Consider the following 15888-nt stretch of genomic DNA (forward strand, 5'->3'; position numbering starts at 1 on the left):
CCCTGCATCGCCGCGCGCTCCATCGCGATCAGGTGATCGGCGATGCGCAGCACGTCCTCATAGCTCTTGCCGCCGGTGACGCGGTACTTGCCGTCGACCACGATCGTCGGCGTGCCGGTCACGCCCGCCTTCGTCATCCATTGGCGTCCCTGGTTGACCTTCGTGGCCACGGCGAAGCTGTGCATCATGTCGAGGAACTGCTGCGCGTTCGCACCATACTGCGCGTAGAAGTTCGCGATCTTCTGCTCATCCGGCGGATCGCCCTCACCCGGCATCGTGTCCTTGACGTGGATCGCGTCGATCAGCGCCATGTGCGTCTTGTCGACCAGCCCGAGCTGCTCGGACACGTAGTACGCCTTCGCGTACGGATCCCACTCGGGGCCGAACGGCGCCGGCACGTAGTGGAAGTTCACGTCGGCCGGAAGCTTCATGTGCCACGGCTCGACGGTCGGCGCGAAGCGCGCGCAGGCCGGGCAGACGTAGCCGAACACCTCGACCACCTCGATCTTGCCCGGCTCCGGCTGCCACGGCTGGCCGCCGGCGATCTCTTCGTAGTCGGTGCCCAGTACCGGCGGCGGACCCTGCGGCGGCACGATCGGACCCGGCTGACGGGTCGCCGCGGGCGTCGTGGCGGCAGCCGGCGTCGCCGCGGCGTTCGCAGGCGCGGCGGCGGTCGAGGCCGGTGTCGACGACGCGGCGGGCGCGGCGGTGTCGGTGCCCTTGCCGCAGGCGGTGGCCATCAGCGCGACGGCGAGCACCAGCGGATAACGCAGCACCGCGAGGCGCGGGAACGAACGGGTCAGCATCGGGACGATCTCCTTGCGGAAGCGGCGGGCGTGCGGCCCGCCGGTCGATGGGAACAGCATAGCCGCGGGGTTCGCGGCGATTGATTACGCGATGTCGACGTCAGTGCGCCGCGCGTTCGCGCGCGACGAGGGCGTCGACGATCCGCAGCGTGTCTTCGGGCGACGCGCCGGTCACGCGGTATTTGCCGTCGACAATCATCGTCGGTGTGCCGTCGGTGCCGGTACGTTCGATGAATGCATTGGCGCGCTGCAGCTTCATCTGCACAGGAGCACTTTCCATACGCCGGGCGAACTCGGTCGCGTCGGCGCCAAAGCGTGCGTAGAACTGCGCGATCTGCTGATCGGTCGCGGTGTTCGGCGCGCCCGGCAGGCTGCGGTCGACGTGGATCGCGTTGAACATCGCGGTATGCGTCTTGTCGGCGAGGTCGAGTTCCTGTGCGGCGTAGTACGCCTTGGCGTACGGCATCCACCAGTTGCCGAACGGCGCGGGTACGGCAACGAACTTGACGTCGTCCTTCTGCTTTCCGCGCCACGCCTCGACCAGCGGCTCGAAGTGCGCGCAATGCGGGCACGTGTAGCCGAAGACTTCGGCGACTTCGATCTTGCCCGGCGCGGCTTCGAACGGCGTGCCGTCCTTGATTGCGACGTAGTCGCGGCCTTCCTCGACGTTCGCCATCAGCCATTGAGGCGCAGGCGTCGGGGTCGGCTTGGGCTTTTCGACCTTCTCGCAGCCGACGAGCGCCGCGGCTCCGACGAGCGCGAAGATGAGGATCGAACGACGAATCATGCGAAGGCTCCGAAACGAAGGCAGTGATTATCGACGTGCGGCGGACGCGATCTCGCGCTGCACCAGCCACAACGCAGTGGCGAGCTGGCCGTCGCGCGTATCCGACGTCACCTTGTAGCGCCCGGCGACGATCAGCGTCGGCGTGCCGTCGACCTGGCTGCGCACGATGAAGTCGTGCGCGCGCTTCATCTGCGCGTCGACGGCGGGCGCGTTGTACGCGGCGATGAACTTGGCCGGCGCAATGCCGTAGCGCTGGTAGAACGTCGCGATCTCGTCCGGCGCCGCGCCGCTCAGCGGCAGCGTCTCGTCGGTATGCAGCGCGGCGTACATCGCCGCATGCGTGCGCTGCGCCACGCCGAGGTTCTGCGCGGCGAAGTAGGCACGCGCGTAGGGGATCCAGTCGCTGCGGAAGTCCGCCGGCACGGCGACGAAGCGCGCCTGCTTCGGCAGCGTGCGCACCCAGCTTTCGAGCACCGGCTCGAAATGCGCGCAGTGCGGGCAGGGATAGCCGAACACTTCGGCGACTTCGACGGTGCCCTTCACCGGCTGGTAGGGCGCGGCGGTCTCGAGGACTTCGTAATCCTCGCCCTGCACCGGCGTACGCGGTGCGGCGACGGTGGCGAGCGGCAGTGCGAGCAGGGCGACGGCGGCGAAGCGGATCAGGAAGTTCATCGGGAACCCGGGAAGCGGATACGAAAACGCCGGCCGCGCATGGCACGGCCGGCGTCGAGGGTACGGTCAGCCGGTCACATCGGACCAGCCGGCCGGCGCGAAGTTCAGCCCTGCTTCGGTGTCGCGGCCGGCGTGGCGGCCTTCGAAGCCGGCTGCACCGGCGCGGTCGTCTGCGCCGGGATGCTGGTCGGCGCGACCATCGTCGGTGCCGGAGCAGCTGCGGCGGGCGTCGAGACCGTGGCCGTCGGCGCGGCGGCGGCCGAAGCCTGCGCGCCGGCGTCGTTCGCGCGGTTGTGCAGGCCCTGGATGTAGCTGGCCAGCGAACCGATCTCCTCGTCCGTCAGCTTGGACGCGATCGACGCCATGATGTGGAAGTTCTTGTAGGTCGGCGGCGCGCCGGTGCCCGTGCGGTATTCCTCGAGGCGACGCTTGGCGTAGTCGGCCTGCTGGCCGGACAGCGCCGGATACGCCGGGCCCGGGTTGCCCTGGCCGGCCGCGCCGTGGCACGCCATGCACGCCGGGATGCCGCGCGCCTTGTCGCCGCCGCGGAACAGCGTCTCGCCGACCTGGTAGTACTTCTTGCCCGCGTTCGGGCCCGCCGCGATCGCGGTGTCGTCGGCGATGCCGGCGCCGGCCTTCTGCGTCTGGAACCACGCGCCGAGGTCGCGCATGTCCTGCGCCGACAGCACGGCCGCGATCGGATACATCACCGACGCCATGCCCGTGGTGCGCTGCTGCGCCGTGAACAGCTCGAGCTGCTGGGCGACGTAGCGCTCCGGCATGCCGGCGAGGCGCGGGTAGGTCGCGACGCTCGGGTTGCCGTCGAGGCCGTGGCAGGCGGCGCAGGCGCCGGCCTTCTGCTGGCCTTTCTTCGGATCGCCCCACGTCGCGTGCTCCGCGGCGAGCGGCGCGACCTGCACCGGCGCCTTGTCCGGGACCGGGGTCACCGTGGTCTGGGCGACGGCGACGGCGGCGGCGGCGACCGCGAGGGCGGCGAGGCCGACAAGGCCGTAGACGCGGGCATGGCGCATGCGAGGAAGCTCCGGAGAAACGCAAGGGTGGCGCCGCGAACGGGCGCCGGAACCGCGGAATTATCCGCGGCGGCTGGGTAGTGGGTCAACGCGGCGACGCGGGTCCGGGCGGCCGGCATGCGATCCTTGTCGCATGTCGAACCCTTTCCAGCGCGCCCGGTACATGCTGTCGGCGCACAACATCGGCCAGCTGCCGCCCGACGGCGGCTTCGAGGTCGCCTTCGCGGGCCGCTCCAACGCGGGCAAGTCCACCGCGCTCAACGCCATCTGCCAGCAGGGCTCGCTCGCCCGCGTCTCCAAGACGCCCGGCCGCACCCAGCAGCTCGTCTTCTTCGACTTCGAGCCCAAGCGCGACGAGCCGCCGTCGAATCGCTACCTGGTCGACCTCCCCGGCTACGGCTACGCCAAGGTGCCCAAGGACCTGCAGGCGCACTGGCAGGCCTTCATCGACCGCTACTTCACGACCCGCGAGGCGCTGAAGGGGCTGATGGTCATCATGGACATCCGCCATCCGCTCAAGGACTACGACCTGCAGATGCTCGGCTACGCGGTGAACCGCGGCCTGCCGGCGCATGCGCTGCTGACCAAGGCCGACAAACTGGGACGCGGCCAGCAGACGCAGGCGCTGATGGCGGTGCGCAAGGAGCTGTCGAGCCGCTTCGGGGACACCGTCGGCGCCCAGGTGTTTTCGGGCGAGTCGAAGCAGGGTGTCGACGAGGCGCGTGGAGTCATCGCGAACTGGCTGCAGTTCGATGCGGCGCAGCCGACCTCAGGCTGACGTGGCCAGGCGCGGGTCGATCCACGCGCGCAGCGCATCGACCACCGCGTTGATCAGCACGATCGCCGCACCGACCACGAGCACGACGCCCAACACCAGCGTGTAGTCGCGATTCAGCGCGCCCTGCACGAAGTAGCGGCCCATGCCGGGGATGCCGAACACCTGTTCGACCACCGCCGAGCCGGTGACGATGTTGATGAGTGCGGGCGAGAGCCACGCGATCACCGGTAAGAGTGCCGGCGGCATCGCATGCGCGAGCAGCACGCGTATCGGCGACAGCCCGCGCGAACGTGCCGCGCGCAGATAGTCGGCCGACAGCGTTTCGAGCAGCGACGCCCGCATCAGGCGTGCGCAGTAGGCGATGTTCGGCAACGCGAGCGCGATTACCGGCAGCACGACGTTGCGCGCATCGCCCCAGCCACCGGCCGGCAACCAGTGCAGGGTGACGGCGAACAACAGAACGAGCATTGGCGCGACGACGAACTTCGGCACCGCGAGTCCGAGCCCGGCGACGGCCATGACCACGCGATCGATCGCACCGCCCGCGCGAGTCGCCGCAATTGCGCCCAACGGAATACCAAGCGCCAACGCGAGCAGCAGCGCGAGACCGCCATTGAGCGCGGACACCGGTAGCGCCTGCGCGACGAGTTGCGAGACGCGGTAGTCGGGGTACTGGAACGACGGGCCGAGGTCGCCGCGCGCGACATCGCCGAGCCACGCGCCGTACTGCGCGATCGCAGGACGATCGAGACGGTACTGCGCGGCGAGCGCGGCCTGGACTTCGGGCGGCGCGGCCTTTTCCGTGTCGAACGGCCCACCGGGCGCCGCGTGCAGCAGCACGAAGCACAGCGTCGCGAGCAGCCACAGCGTGAGCAGGGCTTCGACGAATGCGGAGACGAGGCGAGGGGCGCGGGTCATCGTGTCGTCGCCCGCGTACGCACGTAGGCGGTCGTTCGCCAATCCGCGACGGACGGCGCAAAGCAGCCCATGGCGTCCGGTTGCGATGCTGCCCCATGCATCTTTGTGCGCACCGTTTCGATGCCACCGCTGCCTGTCAGCGACACGCTCACAACGCGACGCCCGCCGCGCGCCCGATCAGCGACGCCGCGATCATCGCGGCCGCACCCCAGCCCACCACGCGCAACGCACCGCGGAGCATCGGCGCGCCGCCCGCCCACGCAGCGAGCGCGCCGGACGCCGTCAGTGCAAGCAACGTCACCGAGATCGTGACCACTTCCACACGCGATGCCGGTGCGAGCAATGTCGCGACGATCGGCAGGACGGCACCGCTGATGAACGCCGCGCCGGACGCGAGCGCCGCCTGCAGTGGCCGCGCGCGCAGCGTCTCGGTGATACCGAGTTCGTCGCGCGCATGGCTCGCAAGCGCGTCGTGCGCGGTGAGTTGTTCTGCGACCTGCTTCGCGAGTTCGCCGTCGAGGCCGCGTCGCTCCCAGATCATCGCGAGTTCGCGCAGTTCGCTCTCCGGCTCCTCCGCGAGCTCACGGCGTTCCTTTGCGAGGTCGGCCGCCTCGGTGTCGGCCTGCGACTGCACGGACACGTATTCGCCCGCCGCCATCGACATCGCGCCGGCCACCACGCCGGCGATGCCGCTCGCCAGCACGGCAGCGGGCGATGCGCCGCTCGCCGCGACACCGACCACCAGCCCCGACACCGAGACGATGCCGTCGTTCGCACCCAGCACGGCGGCGCGGAGCCAGCCCGCGCGATGACTGCGATGGACTTCGCGATGGCGGCCGCGCATGGTCACTCCGTCAGATGCATCCAGCGGCTGGCGTGATGATCGAGCGCGTTGGCCTCGAAGCCGCGCACGCGCGCATCGACCAGATGCTTGGAACTGTAGAAATACAGCGGAACCACCGCATCGCCCTGCAGCAGGCGCGTTTCCGCGGCATGCAGCCATGCATTGCGCGCGACCTCGTTCTTCGCGGCATCCGCGCGATGCAGACGATCGACGACGCCCTTGTCCTGCCAGCCGGTCCAGTTCAACGGACCATCGCTTTCGAATGCGGTGAGGAAGTTGCGCGCGTCCGGCACGTCGGCAATCCAGCCGCCGCGGAACACCTGTGTGATCACACGCTGCTTGCGGTTGCCCACGAACACCTTCCAGTCCTCATTGCGCAGGCGCACGTGCGCCCCGAGCACTTGGCGCCACATCGCGGCCACGGCGAGCGCGAGGCGTCGATGCGGCGTCGACGTGTTGTAGCGCAGCTCGATCTCCAGGGGACGCGCGTCGCTGTAACCGGCAGCGCGATAGAGCAGGCGAGCCTGCTTTTCCCGCTCGGCCTGCGACACGCGCGACCAGGTCGTCGACGCCGGCGTGTAACCCGCGATGCCCGGCGGCACGATGCCGTACGCCGCGCGCTCCCCGAGCCCGGTCACGCGGCTCACCAGCAGCTCGCGATCGATCGCCATCGACAGTGCGCGACGCAGCGCGTGGCCACGATCGAGGCAACCGTCGCGCAGGGGCGATAGGCCCCGCGATGCATCGACGCCGCGCGGTGCCGCAACGCGGGCGCAGTCACCATCCTTGAACGGCGCATGCGTGGTGTTGATGCCGAGCCAGAACGACCCGAGGTACGGCGACAGGCGCAGTCGCGATCCGAAGCGCGCGCGCAACGACGCCAGCGGCTGCGGCGGCACGACCTCGGTGAGGTGCAGGTCGCCTGCGGCGAAGCGCTGCAGTTCGGCAGCGGCATCCTCCGTCACCTGGAAGCGGACGCGGTCGATGGCGACGTTCGCGGCGTCGTGGAAGCGCGCATTGCGTTCGACGACGAGATTCGCCTGCGGCGTCCACGCAGCGAGCCGATACGCGCCGTTGCTGACGAGCGTGCCCGGTCGCGTGTGCTGCGCGCCGAACGTTTCGACCGCCGGCAGGTACACGGGAAACGCGATCGGCAACGTCAGCAGCGCGGGCAGCGGTGCGCTTCGATCGAGATGAAAGGCGACGGTGCGCGCATCCGGCGCGTCGACGCCGAGCGCGCTCGGCGGCAGGTCGCCCGCCTGCACGGCCTTCGCGTTGTGGAGCGCCTCGAACAGTTCGCCGAACGGCGCGGCCGTCATCGGCGCGAACGCGCGACGAAAGCTCGCGACGATCTGCGGCGCATCCAGCGGCTCGCCGTTGCTCCAGCGCAGGCCGTCGCGCAGCACGAAGGTCCATGTGCGGCCATCGGGCGAGGTCGACCATGTCCGGGCCATGCCCGGCACCAGCCGGCCCCCGGCGTCTTCGGTCACCAGGCCTTCGTAGAGATCGCGCAGCACATTGCCGCAGGCGACCTCCTGGCATTTGTGCGCGTCGAGCGTCGACGGCTCCGGCCCGTTGCCGCGTTCGAGCGTCGCCGCCTGCGCGCCGGTCGCGAGCAGCATGGCGAGCGCGAGGGCGGGCCACGGGCGGGAAGGTCGGAATCGGGGCATCGCGGCCATTCTAGGCGGGCGCACCGCCGCTTCATGCGCGCAACGCTGACGCCCTGCGGGCGCGACGTCCGCCGTCGCCGCCGACCGCTAGACTGGCCGCCCTCCCGCGCCGCGGGACGCGTCGAGGTGCATGTGTCCGGACCCAGCCAGGTGGCCGATGTCGAGATCGAATCGCGGGCGCAGCTCGTCGATTACCTCGCCTCCGGCGTGCGCCCGCGCGAGGACTGGCGGATCGGCACCGAGCACGAGAAGTTCGGCTTCCGCACCGACGACCTGCGTCCGCCTACCTTCGACGGCGATCGCGGCATCGAGGCGCTGCTCAAGGGCCTGACGCGCTTCGGCTGGGCGCCGGTGGAGGAGAAGGGCCGCGTGATCGCGCTGAGCCGAGACGGCGCGTCGGTCTCGCTCGAACCTGCCGGCCAGCTCGAACTCTCCGGCGCCGCTCTCGTCGACCTCCACGAGACCTGCCGCGAAACGGGCACGCACCTGCGCGAAGTGCGCGAGGTCGCCGAGCCGATGGGCCTGGGTTTCCTCGGCATGGGCTTCCAGCCCAAGTGGCGTCGCGACGAGATGCCGTGGATGCCGAAGGGCCGCTACAAGATCATGCGCGAGTACATGCCGAAGGTCGGATCGCTCGGCCTCGACATGATGACGCGCACGTGCACGGTGCAGGTCAACCTCGATGTCGGCAGCGAAGCCGACATGGTCAAGAAGTTCCGCGTGTCGCTCGCGCTGCAGCCGATCGCGACCGCACTGTTCGCCGACTCGCCGTTCACCGAAGGCAAGCCGAACGGGTATCTCTCGTACCGCTCGCACATCTGGACCGATACCGACGCCGACCGCACCGGCCTGCTCGATTTCGTGTTCGACGACAGCTTCGGCTACGAGCGTTACGTCGACTACCTGCTCGACGTGCCGATGTACTTCGTCTACCGCGATGGCACGTACATCGATGCGAGCGGCCAGTCGTTCCGCGACTACCTCGACGGCCGCCTGCCGGCGTGCCCGGGCAACCGCCCGACGCTGAAGGACTGGGCCGATCACTCGACGACCGCGTTCCCGGAAGTGCGCCTAAAGAAGTACCTCGAGATGCGTGGCGCCGATTCCGGCCCGTGGAATCGCATCTGCGCGCTTCCGGCGTTCTGGGTCGGCCTGCTGTATGACGATGCCTCGCTCGATGCCGCCTGGGATCTCGTCAAGGATTTCACGATCGAGGAGCAGCACGCGCTGCGCGACGGCGTGCCGCGCCACGCGTTGAAACTGCCGTTCCGCAACGGCACCGCGCTGGATCTGGCGCGCGAAGCGGTGAAGATCGCCGCCGCGGGCCTGCAGCGTCGTGCGCGCCTCAATGGCAACGGCGCGGACGAATCCATCTTCCTCGCGCCGCTGGTCGAGATCGTCGAATCAGGCGTCACCGCCGCCGAACGCAAGCTCGAGCTGTTCGACAGCGCGTGGGGCGGCAGCGTCGACCCGGTGTTCCGCGAGTTTGCGTACTGACGCGACCGCGTCAGCGCGTTTCCGCCAGCAGCTTCTTCATGCGTGACGTGGCGTCGCGATACAGGCGGCGCTGATACGCGGGCATGCGCTTGATGCGACGCAGCGCCTGCTCGCAGATCTCGCGCGCATGCGTCTCGTCACCCCAGCCGACCAGCGTGCTCGCGTATTCGGCATGGACGTCGAGGTCGCCGCTGTAGCTCGTCAGCGTGTCGAACTCGTGGCGCGCCTTGTCGCGATCGCCCTCGGCAGCAACCGCGCGCGCATAGGCGAGGTGGCCGCGCGGCGAGCGGTACTCGGGATGCTTGCGGATCACCTCGTCGAGCTGCTCACGCGCTTCGCGTGCGCGTCCGCAGGCGAGCCAGGCTTCCGCGAGGCGCACGCGGATGTCCGGGTCGTCCGCATGCACGCCCGTCGCCGCGCGTTCGAGATGCGCGGCGGCTTCTTCGGCGCGTCCCTTTGCGAGGAGCGCGCTGCCGAGACGCACGCGATGCGCGGTGGTCGGCGAGGCGTCGAAATCTTCCTGCGCGAACCGCAGTTCGCGATCGGGGTCGAGGATGCGCTGCACGCCCTTGGTCGCGGCGCGCACTTCGGGTGCATGACGCGCCTGCGGCAGCCAGATCGTCAGCGCGTACACGAGGCTGCCGAGCCCCGGAAACGCGAACAGGATCATCAGCCAGTAGCGGTCCTGTCCGGTGCGGACGGCATGCGTGGCGAAATACAGCGCGATGAGCACGTGCAGGCCGAGGCCGAGAAACGGCATGGCGGTGTCCCCGAATTGTCCCCCGGGCAAGGATAGGCAGGTCGGGTGGCGCTGCCAATCTCGCGCGCTAGAGGGATGCCAGCCACTGCACGGAACGATCGAGTGCGTCCCGACCGGCGGCCGTGCCGAGTGCGGACTGGTATTCGTGCGGCAGCGGCGGCTGGTAGTCGACAGGGAAGAACAGCGGTGTCACCGGCACACCGTGCCGCGTCAGCGCGTCCGCCATCGCCACCGACTGCGGCCCCAGCGGATCGGCATTGCCGGCGCTGATGAACGTGCGCGGGAAGGCGGGCGTGAGTTGCGGGGCGATGGACATCGACGCCAGGCGATCCTTGCTTCGCCCGTCGCGTTCGCCGCTGTACGCCCATGTGGTCGAACGCACGAACCAGCGCAGCAGTGCGTTGCCGCCGCGCATCGATGTGACGTCGTACACGCCGCAGTAGAGCAGGGCGCCGGCGAGGCGCCCGGGCCGTGTGCCCGGCGCGATGCCGAGCGCTCGCGCGTAAGCGGGATTGGTGACGACCGCCGCCGTCTGCGCGGCGATCTGTGCGCCGGCGCTGTCGCCGGCGAGCACGAGCTTGTTCGTGTTGATGCCGAGTCGCGCACCGTTCGCATCGAGGTAGGCGAGTGCACGGTTTGCCTGGCGGATCGGTGTCGGATACGTCGCTTCGGGCGCAATGGTGTAGTCGACGTTGACCACGGTGAATCCGCGGCCGGCGAGGATCTTGAGGTAGTTCGCGACGTCCGACCGGCGCCCCGAGACGAAGCCGCCGCCGTGGAACCAGACGATGGTGGGGCGGTCCGATCGCGACGTTGCACCGCGGTAGATGTCCAGACGCGCATCGCGGTCCGTCGTGTCGTAGACGAGGCCGGACGTAACGCGGACGTCATGCGGTACGTACGGCGCGAGCGCAGTGGACGCCTGCTCGGCGCCGCGGTCGAACACGGCGCGGATGACGAGCACGCTCGGCCATGGGCTCACGTAGGTCGCGATGACGACAACCGCGAGAACAAGGACGGCGAGAAGTGCGAGAACCTTCTTCAGCATGGCGGGTTACTCCGCAGGCTGGTTTCGGTTGCGATGTGAGCGGTCGCGTGCTGTGCGTCGTCGTCGGTACGCGTCCCGTTGCGAATCGGCCGCGTCACCGACAGCCAAACGAGCGCAGCGGCTTACGGCCACTCCTTCGCCGGATGCCGCCCCGGCTCGTCGCGCATCCGCACCACGCAGAAGCGCTGGCCCGTCGGCGATTCCATTACCCACCAGCGCTTCACGAACGCGATCTTCTTCGCGCCGAGCGCTTCGAGTCTCGCGGCTTCGGCGTCGACGTCGTCGGACTCGATGTCGAGATGCACGCGCGAGGGGTGGTCGACCTTCTGCACTTCGATGTGCAGCGCGCCGGGCGTGTCATTGAAATTGACGTATTCAGCGGTGGCGTCGCCGGCCGGTTCGGGGTCGACCGTGCAGCCGAGCGCGGCACTCCAGAAGCGCGCCGCGGTGTCGAGGTCGGGCGTGTTGCAGTCGATGATGAAACCAGCGAGACGGCTGCGATGGGCCACGGCGAATCTCCAAGTGGGGAATTCGCAGCGTAGTCCGACGGCATCGCGATGCGCGCGTCGTTCGTCGTCCTGCACGGCCGCGATACGACATACGGTCCGGCGATACGTACGCATCGCTCTCCAGCTATTGCGACGTTCCATTACCGCGAACGAAAACGGGCGCCCGAAGGCGCCCGTCCGTATTTGCCCCGTGATGCGTTACTGCGGCAGCGACAGGTCGTCGAGCAGCGCCTTGAGGAAACGGGCCGCTTCGCCGCCCGTGCAGGCCCGGTGGTCGAACGTCAGCGAGATCGGCATGCGGCGGTGCACTTCGATGCCGCCCATCACCGCGACCACGTCGTGGCAGAGCTTGCCCGCGCCGATGATCGCGACGCACGGCGGCACGACGACCGGCGTCGCGTAGCGGCCGGCGAACATGCCGAAGTTCGACAGCGAGATGGTGTAACCCGACAGCTCGCTCGGCGGGATCGAACGATCGCCGACCTGCGCACGCAGGCGCTGGATCGCCTGGCGCACGCCGTTGCCGTCGAGCATGTCGGCATTGCGCAGCGCCGGCACGAACAGGCCATCGTCGGTGTCGACGGCGATGCCGATGTCGACGTGCGGGTGCATCGTGCGCGTCAGGCTGTCGCCGTCGAACCATGCGTTGAGCGCCGGCACCGCCTTGCAGGCAGCGACGATCGAACGCACGAGGCGCGCGGTGATGTCCTGCTTGCCGATCCAGGCGTGCAGGTCGGCGTCGTCGACGAGCGTCGTCGGCACGACCTTGCTGTGCGCGTCGGCCATGACGCGCGCCATGTTGCGGCGCACGCCCTTGAGCTGTTCCGGCTGGCCGCTGGCGGTGACACCCGGCGGCTGCGTGCGCATGGGCTTGCCCGACTGCGACATGGTGCTGCGCTGCGCGGCCTGTGGCGCCTGTTGCACCGGCGCGGCCGCCATCGCGGCGCGATCGGCCGCGCGCGGCGCACCACCGCCCGCACCCGCACGCGCGGAACCATCCGCCGCGGCGCGCTTCACGTCCTCCATCGTCACCACGCCGTCGGCGCCGCTCGGACGCACGCGCGTGATATCGACGCCCATCTTGCGCGCGAGCGCGCGCACCGCCGGCATCGCCTTGACGCCGCCGACCGCGACCGCCGCTTCGCTGCGCACCGCATCCGACGACTGCATGGCACCGACGACGGTGCCCGCGTCGGCACGTTCGCCGGCCGGCTCGCCCTTCGGTGCCGGCTTCGCGTCGTCACGAAGCACGCCGCCTTCGTCGGACGCGATGACCTTGTGGCCCGGGCCCGGCGCCGCGGTTTCGGTGCCTGCGCCGCCGTGAGTTTCGGCCGCATGTCCGCCGCCGTGGTGATGGCCGGTGTCCTGGCCCTCGGCGCGCTGCGGCATCGACGGATCGATCTCGAACATCGCGAGCATCGTGCCGGTGACGACCACATCGCCCGCGCCGCCGGCGAGCTTCAGCACCTTGCCGGAGACCGGCGACGGCACGTCGACCACGGCCTTCGCGGTTTCCATCGACACGAGGTTGTCGTCGAGTCGGATCGTGTCGCCTTCCTTCACGTACCACTCGACGATGGTCGCGTCCGGCAGGCCTTCGCCGAGGTCGGGGAGCAGGAAGGTCTTCTGGTTGCTCATGTCGGAACTCGTTTCCCTGGTAATGGTTCAGACCCAGACGTCGTTGGCCGCCGTCAGGTCGCTGTCCGCGTCGCCGGTGTTGACGACGCCGCGCGGCTCGATGATGAGCGCGTGGCATTCGTCGGCGGCACGGGTGATGTGTTCGACGCCGCGCGGAATGACGACCATCTCGCCCTCGCGCAACGTCACTTCGTGGTCGCGGTACGCGACCTGCATTTCGCCGCGCACGACGAGGAAGGTTTCGTCCGTCGTGTCGTGCGCGTGCCAGACGAATTCGCCGTGCAGCTTGACCAGCTTGAACTGCACGTCGTTCATCTCGGCAATGACGCGCGGCGACCAGTGCTCGTCGATGCCGGCGAGCTTCACCGCGAGCGACAGCTTCTCGCCCTTCGGTGTGGGCGGCATGCGCAACGCGTTCTCCGGGAGCCAGCCTTCGGCGCCGTGCGCGTCGCGCGCCCAGCACCAGCCGCCGTATTCGTCGAGCAGCTCGACGTCGTCGCCGTTGTCGGCGTCGAGTTCGCGGGCGCTGTAGTCGCGCAGCGCTTCCGCGCTGCCGTCGCCGAGCGGGCGCAGCCATTCGACCGGCGCCCACCCCGCGTTGCCGTCGTTCGTCGTGGTCCACGCGAATGCGGGCCATTCGGTGTCGCAGGCGCCGAGCTGCACGACGTCGCCGCGACGGAACCCGATCGGGTTCGCGTAGCGCGTGCGGACGTCGCGCAGCAGGCGGGCCCGCATCAGCCGGCCGCCATCGCGCGCTTGGCCGCGGCGACGATGCGATCGACGCTCGGCAGGTACTTCATCTCGAGGCGGAACAGCGGGATGTGCGTGTCGTAACCGGTCACGCGCTCGACCGGTGCGAGCAGGTCGAACATCGACTCTTCCGCGAGGCGCGCCGCGATTTCCGCGCCGAAGCCGGCGGTCTTCGGCGCCTCGTGCACGATCACGCAGCGGCCGGTCTTGGCGACGGATTCGGCGATCGTCGCGAAGTCGAGCGGGCGCAGCGTGGCGACGTCGATGACTTCGCAGCTGATGCCTTCGCCCGCGAGCTTCTCCGCGGCTTCCAGCGTTTCCTTGACCTGCGCGCCCCACGTCACGAGCGTGAGGTCGGTGCCGTCGCGCAGCACGTAGCAGACGTCGAGCGGCAGCGCTTCGCCGTCGTCGGCGACCACTTCCTTGTACTGGCGGTAGATGCGCTTGGGCTCGAAGAAGATCACCGGATCCGGGTCGCGGATCGCGGCCAGCAACATGCCGTAGGCGCGCTGCGGCGACGAAGGCATGACCACGCGCAGGCCGGGCACGTTGGTGAAGATCGCTTCGTTCGCTTCGGAGTGATGCTCCGGCGCACGGATGCCACCGCCCCACGGCACGCGCAGCACCATCGGGCAGGTGAGGCGGCCGCGCGTGCGATAGCGCATGCGCGCGGCGTGGCAGACGATGAAGTCCACCATCGGATACATGAAGCCGTCGAACTGCGCTTCGGCGACCGGCTTCATGCCCTGCGACGCGAGGCCGACGGTGAGGCCGGCGATCGTCGTTTCGTCGAGCGGCGTATCGATGACGCGCATCGAACCGAACTGCGCGTGCAGGCCGGCGGTGGCGCGGAACACACCGCCGTTGACGCCGACGTCCTCGCCGAGCACGAGCACGCTCTCGTCGTTGCGCATCTCGTACGCGAGCGCCTGCGTGATCGCTTCGATCAGCGTGATCGCGTTCTCGGCGGGCTTGACCTGTGCGTTCATCGACGGCCCTCCAGGCTCAGCGCGTACTCGCGTTGCGCGCGGAGATCCTCCGGCATGTCGGCGTAGAGATAGTCGAACATCGCTTCAACCGGTTGCACCGGCGTTTCGAGGTAGGCGTTGATCTCGACGTCCACCACCTTGCCGCACTCCTCGATCCAGGCTTTTTCCATGTCGTCGTTCCACACCTTCTGGTCGACGAGGTACTTGCGCAGGCGGATGAAGGGCTCGCGCGTCCAGGCGTCCTTCACTTCCTGCTCGCCGCGGTAGCGACGCGCGTCGTCGGCCGTGGTGTGGTCGTGCAGGCGGTAGGTCATGAACTCGATGACGCTGCCACCCTGGCCGCTGCGCGCACGCTCGGTGGCGCGACGCATGGCCTCGAGCACGGCGATCAGATCGTTGCCGTCGACCTGCAGGCAGTACAGGCCGCCGGCGAGGCCCTTCTGCGCGAGCGTCTTCGCACCGGTCTGCGCACCGCGCGGCACGCTGATCGCCCAGCCGTTGTTGATGACGCAGAGCACGAGCGGCGAGGTGAACGCGCCCGACGCGTTGAGGCCGGCGTAGAAGTCGGTCTTCGACGAGCCGCCGTCGCCGCAGCAGGCCACCGCCACACGCGGTTCGTTGCGCAGCTTGAACGCGAGCGCCGCGCCGGAGGCCATCAGGCACTGCGTCGAGATCGGCACGCACCACGGATAGTCGTTCTTAGGGCCTTCGAAGGCGTTGCCACGTTCGTCGCCGCCCCAGTACATCAGGACGTCGCGCGGTTTGACGCCGCGCATGAACTGCGCACCGTATTCGCGATAGCTCGGCGCGAACACGTCCTCGGGGCGCATCGACGCGCCGATGCCGACGTGCGTGGCCTCGTGGCCGAGGCAGGCGGCGTACGTGCCGAGCTTGCCGGTGCGCTGCAGCGCGATCGCCGTGGTGTCGAACGTGCGCACGAACAGCATCTGCTTGAACAGCGGGAGCAGCTGGGAAGCGTCCCGGAAGGCCTCGGGAATTTCCGCGACGGGCGTGCCGTCGGGTCCGAGGTACTGCAGGTATTCGATTTCGAAACTCGCGGCGAGCGTCATCCGTGGGGTCCGGTGCGTCGGAAAGCGCACGATTCTACCGGGGGGGTCGTTAAGCGGCATTGCGCGCTGCGGCACGCAGATGCGCGAAAGGCGCGGCCGGAGCCGCGCCTTTCGACATTTC

Annotated in this window: 15 protein-coding genes and 2 pseudogenes; 2 read left to right on the forward strand and 15 right to left on the reverse strand. The window is 69.3% G+C overall.

The window, feature by feature from the left end; genetic code table 11:
* From EVS83_RS08120 to EVS83_RS08135, 4 genes and pseudogenes are all read right to left on the reverse strand, one after another.
* On the reverse strand, positions 1-806 hold an 806-nt coding region (locus EVS83_RS08120; protein WP_133500546.1), incomplete at its 3' end, for a thiol:disulfide interchange protein DsbA/DsbL.
* A gap of 100 nt (positions 807-906) precedes the next feature.
* Positions 907-1593 carry a thiol:disulfide interchange protein DsbA/DsbL gene (locus tag EVS83_RS08125; protein WP_133500547.1) on the reverse strand — a complete coding sequence of 229 codons (687 nt, stop codon included), beginning with the start codon at positions 1591-1593 and terminating at the stop codon, positions 907-909.
* A gap of 27 nt (positions 1594-1620) precedes the next feature.
* The gene (locus EVS83_RS08130; RefSeq protein WP_133500548.1) at positions 1621-2265 is read right to left on the reverse strand and encodes a thiol:disulfide interchange protein DsbA/DsbL; all 645 of its coding nucleotides are present in this window, start codon (positions 2263-2265) and stop codon (positions 1621-1623) included.
* Positions 2266-2510: 245 nt separating this feature from the next.
* Positions 2511-3296 (reverse strand): annotated as a pseudogene (locus EVS83_RS08135) (c-type cytochrome); the annotation flags it as partial.
* 133 nt (positions 3297-3429) lie between these two features.
* Between EVS83_RS08135 and yihA the strand changes: the two are divergent.
* The gene (gene yihA, locus EVS83_RS08140) at positions 3430-4074 is read left to right on the forward strand and encodes a ribosome biogenesis GTP-binding protein YihA/YsxC (protein ID WP_133500550.1); all 645 of its coding nucleotides are present in this window, start codon (positions 3430-3432) and stop codon (positions 4072-4074) included.
* Here yihA and EVS83_RS08145 read toward each other — a convergent pair.
* From EVS83_RS08145 to EVS83_RS08155, 3 genes are all read right to left on the reverse strand, one after another.
* Positions 4066-4992 (reverse strand): ABC transporter permease subunit, encoded by a 927-nt coding sequence (locus EVS83_RS08145; protein ID WP_133500551.1) that lies wholly within the window; start codon positions 4990-4992, stop codon positions 4066-4068. The genes yihA and EVS83_RS08145 overlap by 9 nt on opposite strands.
* A gap of 148 nt (positions 4993-5140) precedes the next feature.
* On the reverse strand, positions 5141-5836 hold the full coding sequence (locus tag EVS83_RS08150) for a VIT1/CCC1 transporter family protein (protein WP_133500552.1): 696 nt from the start codon (positions 5834-5836) through the stop codon (positions 5141-5143).
* A 2-nt stretch (positions 5837-5838) separates the two neighbouring features.
* Positions 5839-7506: a peptide ABC transporter substrate-binding protein gene (locus EVS83_RS08155; protein WP_166636840.1), complete on the reverse strand. Its 1668-nt coding sequence runs from the start codon at positions 7504-7506 to the stop codon at positions 5839-5841.
* 132 nt (positions 7507-7638) lie between these two features.
* Here EVS83_RS08155 and EVS83_RS08160 point away from each other — a divergent pair, with 132 nt between their 5' ends.
* Positions 7639-9003, forward strand: coding sequence for a glutamate--cysteine ligase (locus tag EVS83_RS08160; protein WP_133500554.1), 1365 nt, complete (start codon positions 7639-7641; stop codon positions 9001-9003).
* Positions 9004-9013: 10 nt separating this feature from the next.
* Here the strand turns inward: EVS83_RS08160 and EVS83_RS08165 are convergent, their stop codons facing one another.
* The 8 genes and pseudogenes from EVS83_RS08165 to pdhA form a co-directional block, all read right to left on the reverse strand.
* On the reverse strand, positions 9014-9763 hold the full coding sequence (locus EVS83_RS08165) for a tetratricopeptide repeat protein (RefSeq protein WP_133500555.1): 750 nt from the start codon (positions 9761-9763) through the stop codon (positions 9014-9016).
* A gap of 67 nt (positions 9764-9830) precedes the next feature.
* Entirely contained in the window at positions 9831-10811 is a 981-nt protein-coding gene (locus EVS83_RS08170) for an alpha/beta hydrolase (RefSeq protein WP_133500556.1), read from the reverse strand.
* 122 nt (positions 10812-10933) lie between these two features.
* Positions 10934-11320 carry a VOC family protein gene (locus EVS83_RS08175; protein WP_133500557.1) on the reverse strand — a complete coding sequence of 129 codons (387 nt, stop codon included), beginning with the start codon at positions 11318-11320 and terminating at the stop codon, positions 10934-10936.
* Between the two features lie 198 nt (positions 11321-11518).
* Positions 11519-12958, reverse strand: coding sequence for a dihydrolipoamide acetyltransferase family protein (locus EVS83_RS08180; protein WP_133500558.1), 1440 nt, complete (start codon positions 12956-12958; stop codon positions 11519-11521).
* Positions 12959-12985: 27 nt separating this feature from the next.
* Positions 12986-13363 carry a cupin domain-containing protein gene (locus EVS83_RS08185; protein ID WP_133500634.1) on the reverse strand — a complete coding sequence of 126 codons (378 nt, stop codon included), beginning with the start codon at positions 13361-13363 and terminating at the stop codon, positions 12986-12988.
* Positions 13361-13693: pseudogene (locus EVS83_RS08190) on the reverse strand (SH3 domain-containing protein); the annotation flags it as partial. The pseudogene EVS83_RS08190 and the gene EVS83_RS08185, both read right to left, overlap by 3 nt.
* Positions 13693-14697 (reverse strand): alpha-ketoacid dehydrogenase subunit beta, encoded by a 1005-nt coding sequence (locus EVS83_RS08195; RefSeq protein WP_133500559.1) that lies wholly within the window; start codon positions 14695-14697, stop codon positions 13693-13695. The gene EVS83_RS08195 and the pseudogene EVS83_RS08190, both read right to left, overlap by 1 nt.
* Entirely contained in the window at positions 14694-15767 is a 1074-nt protein-coding gene (pdhA, locus tag EVS83_RS08200) for a pyruvate dehydrogenase (acetyl-transferring) E1 component subunit alpha (RefSeq protein ID WP_133500560.1), read from the reverse strand. The genes EVS83_RS08195 and pdhA overlap by 4 nt, the downstream gene beginning before the upstream one ends.
* Between the last annotated feature and the right edge of the window lie 121 nt (positions 15768-15888).

The organism is Cognatilysobacter terrigena (genome assembly GCF_004361065.1).
Lineage (GTDB): Bacteria > Pseudomonadota > Gammaproteobacteria > Xanthomonadales > Xanthomonadaceae > Cognatilysobacter > Cognatilysobacter terrigena.

Coding starts and splice junctions, on each gene's coding strand:
- EVS83_RS08125 (WP_133500547.1), bottom strand. CDS start 1,593: ATGATTCGTCGTTCGATCCTCATCTTCGCGCTCGTCGGAGCCGCGGCG.
- EVS83_RS08130 (WP_133500548.1), bottom strand. CDS start 2,265: ATGAACTTCCTGATCCGCTTCGCCGCCGTCGCCCTGCTCGCACTGCCG.
- yihA (WP_133500550.1), top strand. CDS start 3,430: ATGTCGAACCCTTTCCAGCGCGCCCGGTACATGCTGTCGGCGCACAAC.
- EVS83_RS08145 (WP_133500551.1), bottom strand. CDS start 4,992: ATGACCCGCGCCCCTCGCCTCGTCTCCGCATTCGTCGAAGCCCTGCTC.
- EVS83_RS08150 (WP_133500552.1), bottom strand. CDS start 5,836: ATGCGCGGCCGCCATCGCGAAGTCCATCGCAGTCATCGCGCGGGCTGG.
- EVS83_RS08155 (WP_166636840.1), bottom strand. CDS start 7,506: ATGCCCCGATTCCGACCTTCCCGCCCGTGGCCCGCCCTCGCGCTCGCC.
- EVS83_RS08165 (WP_133500555.1), bottom strand. CDS start 9,763: ATGCCGTTTCTCGGCCTCGGCCTGCACGTGCTCATCGCGCTGTATTTC.
- EVS83_RS08170 (WP_133500556.1), bottom strand. CDS start 10,811: ATGCTGAAGAAGGTTCTCGCACTTCTCGCCGTCCTTGTTCTCGCGGTT.
- EVS83_RS08180 (WP_133500558.1), bottom strand. CDS start 12,958: ATGAGCAACCAGAAGACCTTCCTGCTCCCCGACCTCGGCGAAGGCCTG.
- EVS83_RS08185 (WP_133500634.1), bottom strand. CDS start 13,363: ATGCCGCCCACACCGAAGGGCGAGAAGCTGTCGCTCGCGGTGAAGCTC.
- EVS83_RS08195 (WP_133500559.1), bottom strand. CDS start 14,697: ATGAACGCACAGGTCAAGCCCGCCGAGAACGCGATCACGCTGATCGAA.
- pdhA (WP_133500560.1), bottom strand. CDS start 15,767: ATGACGCTCGCCGCGAGTTTCGAAATCGAATACCTGCAGTACCTCGGA.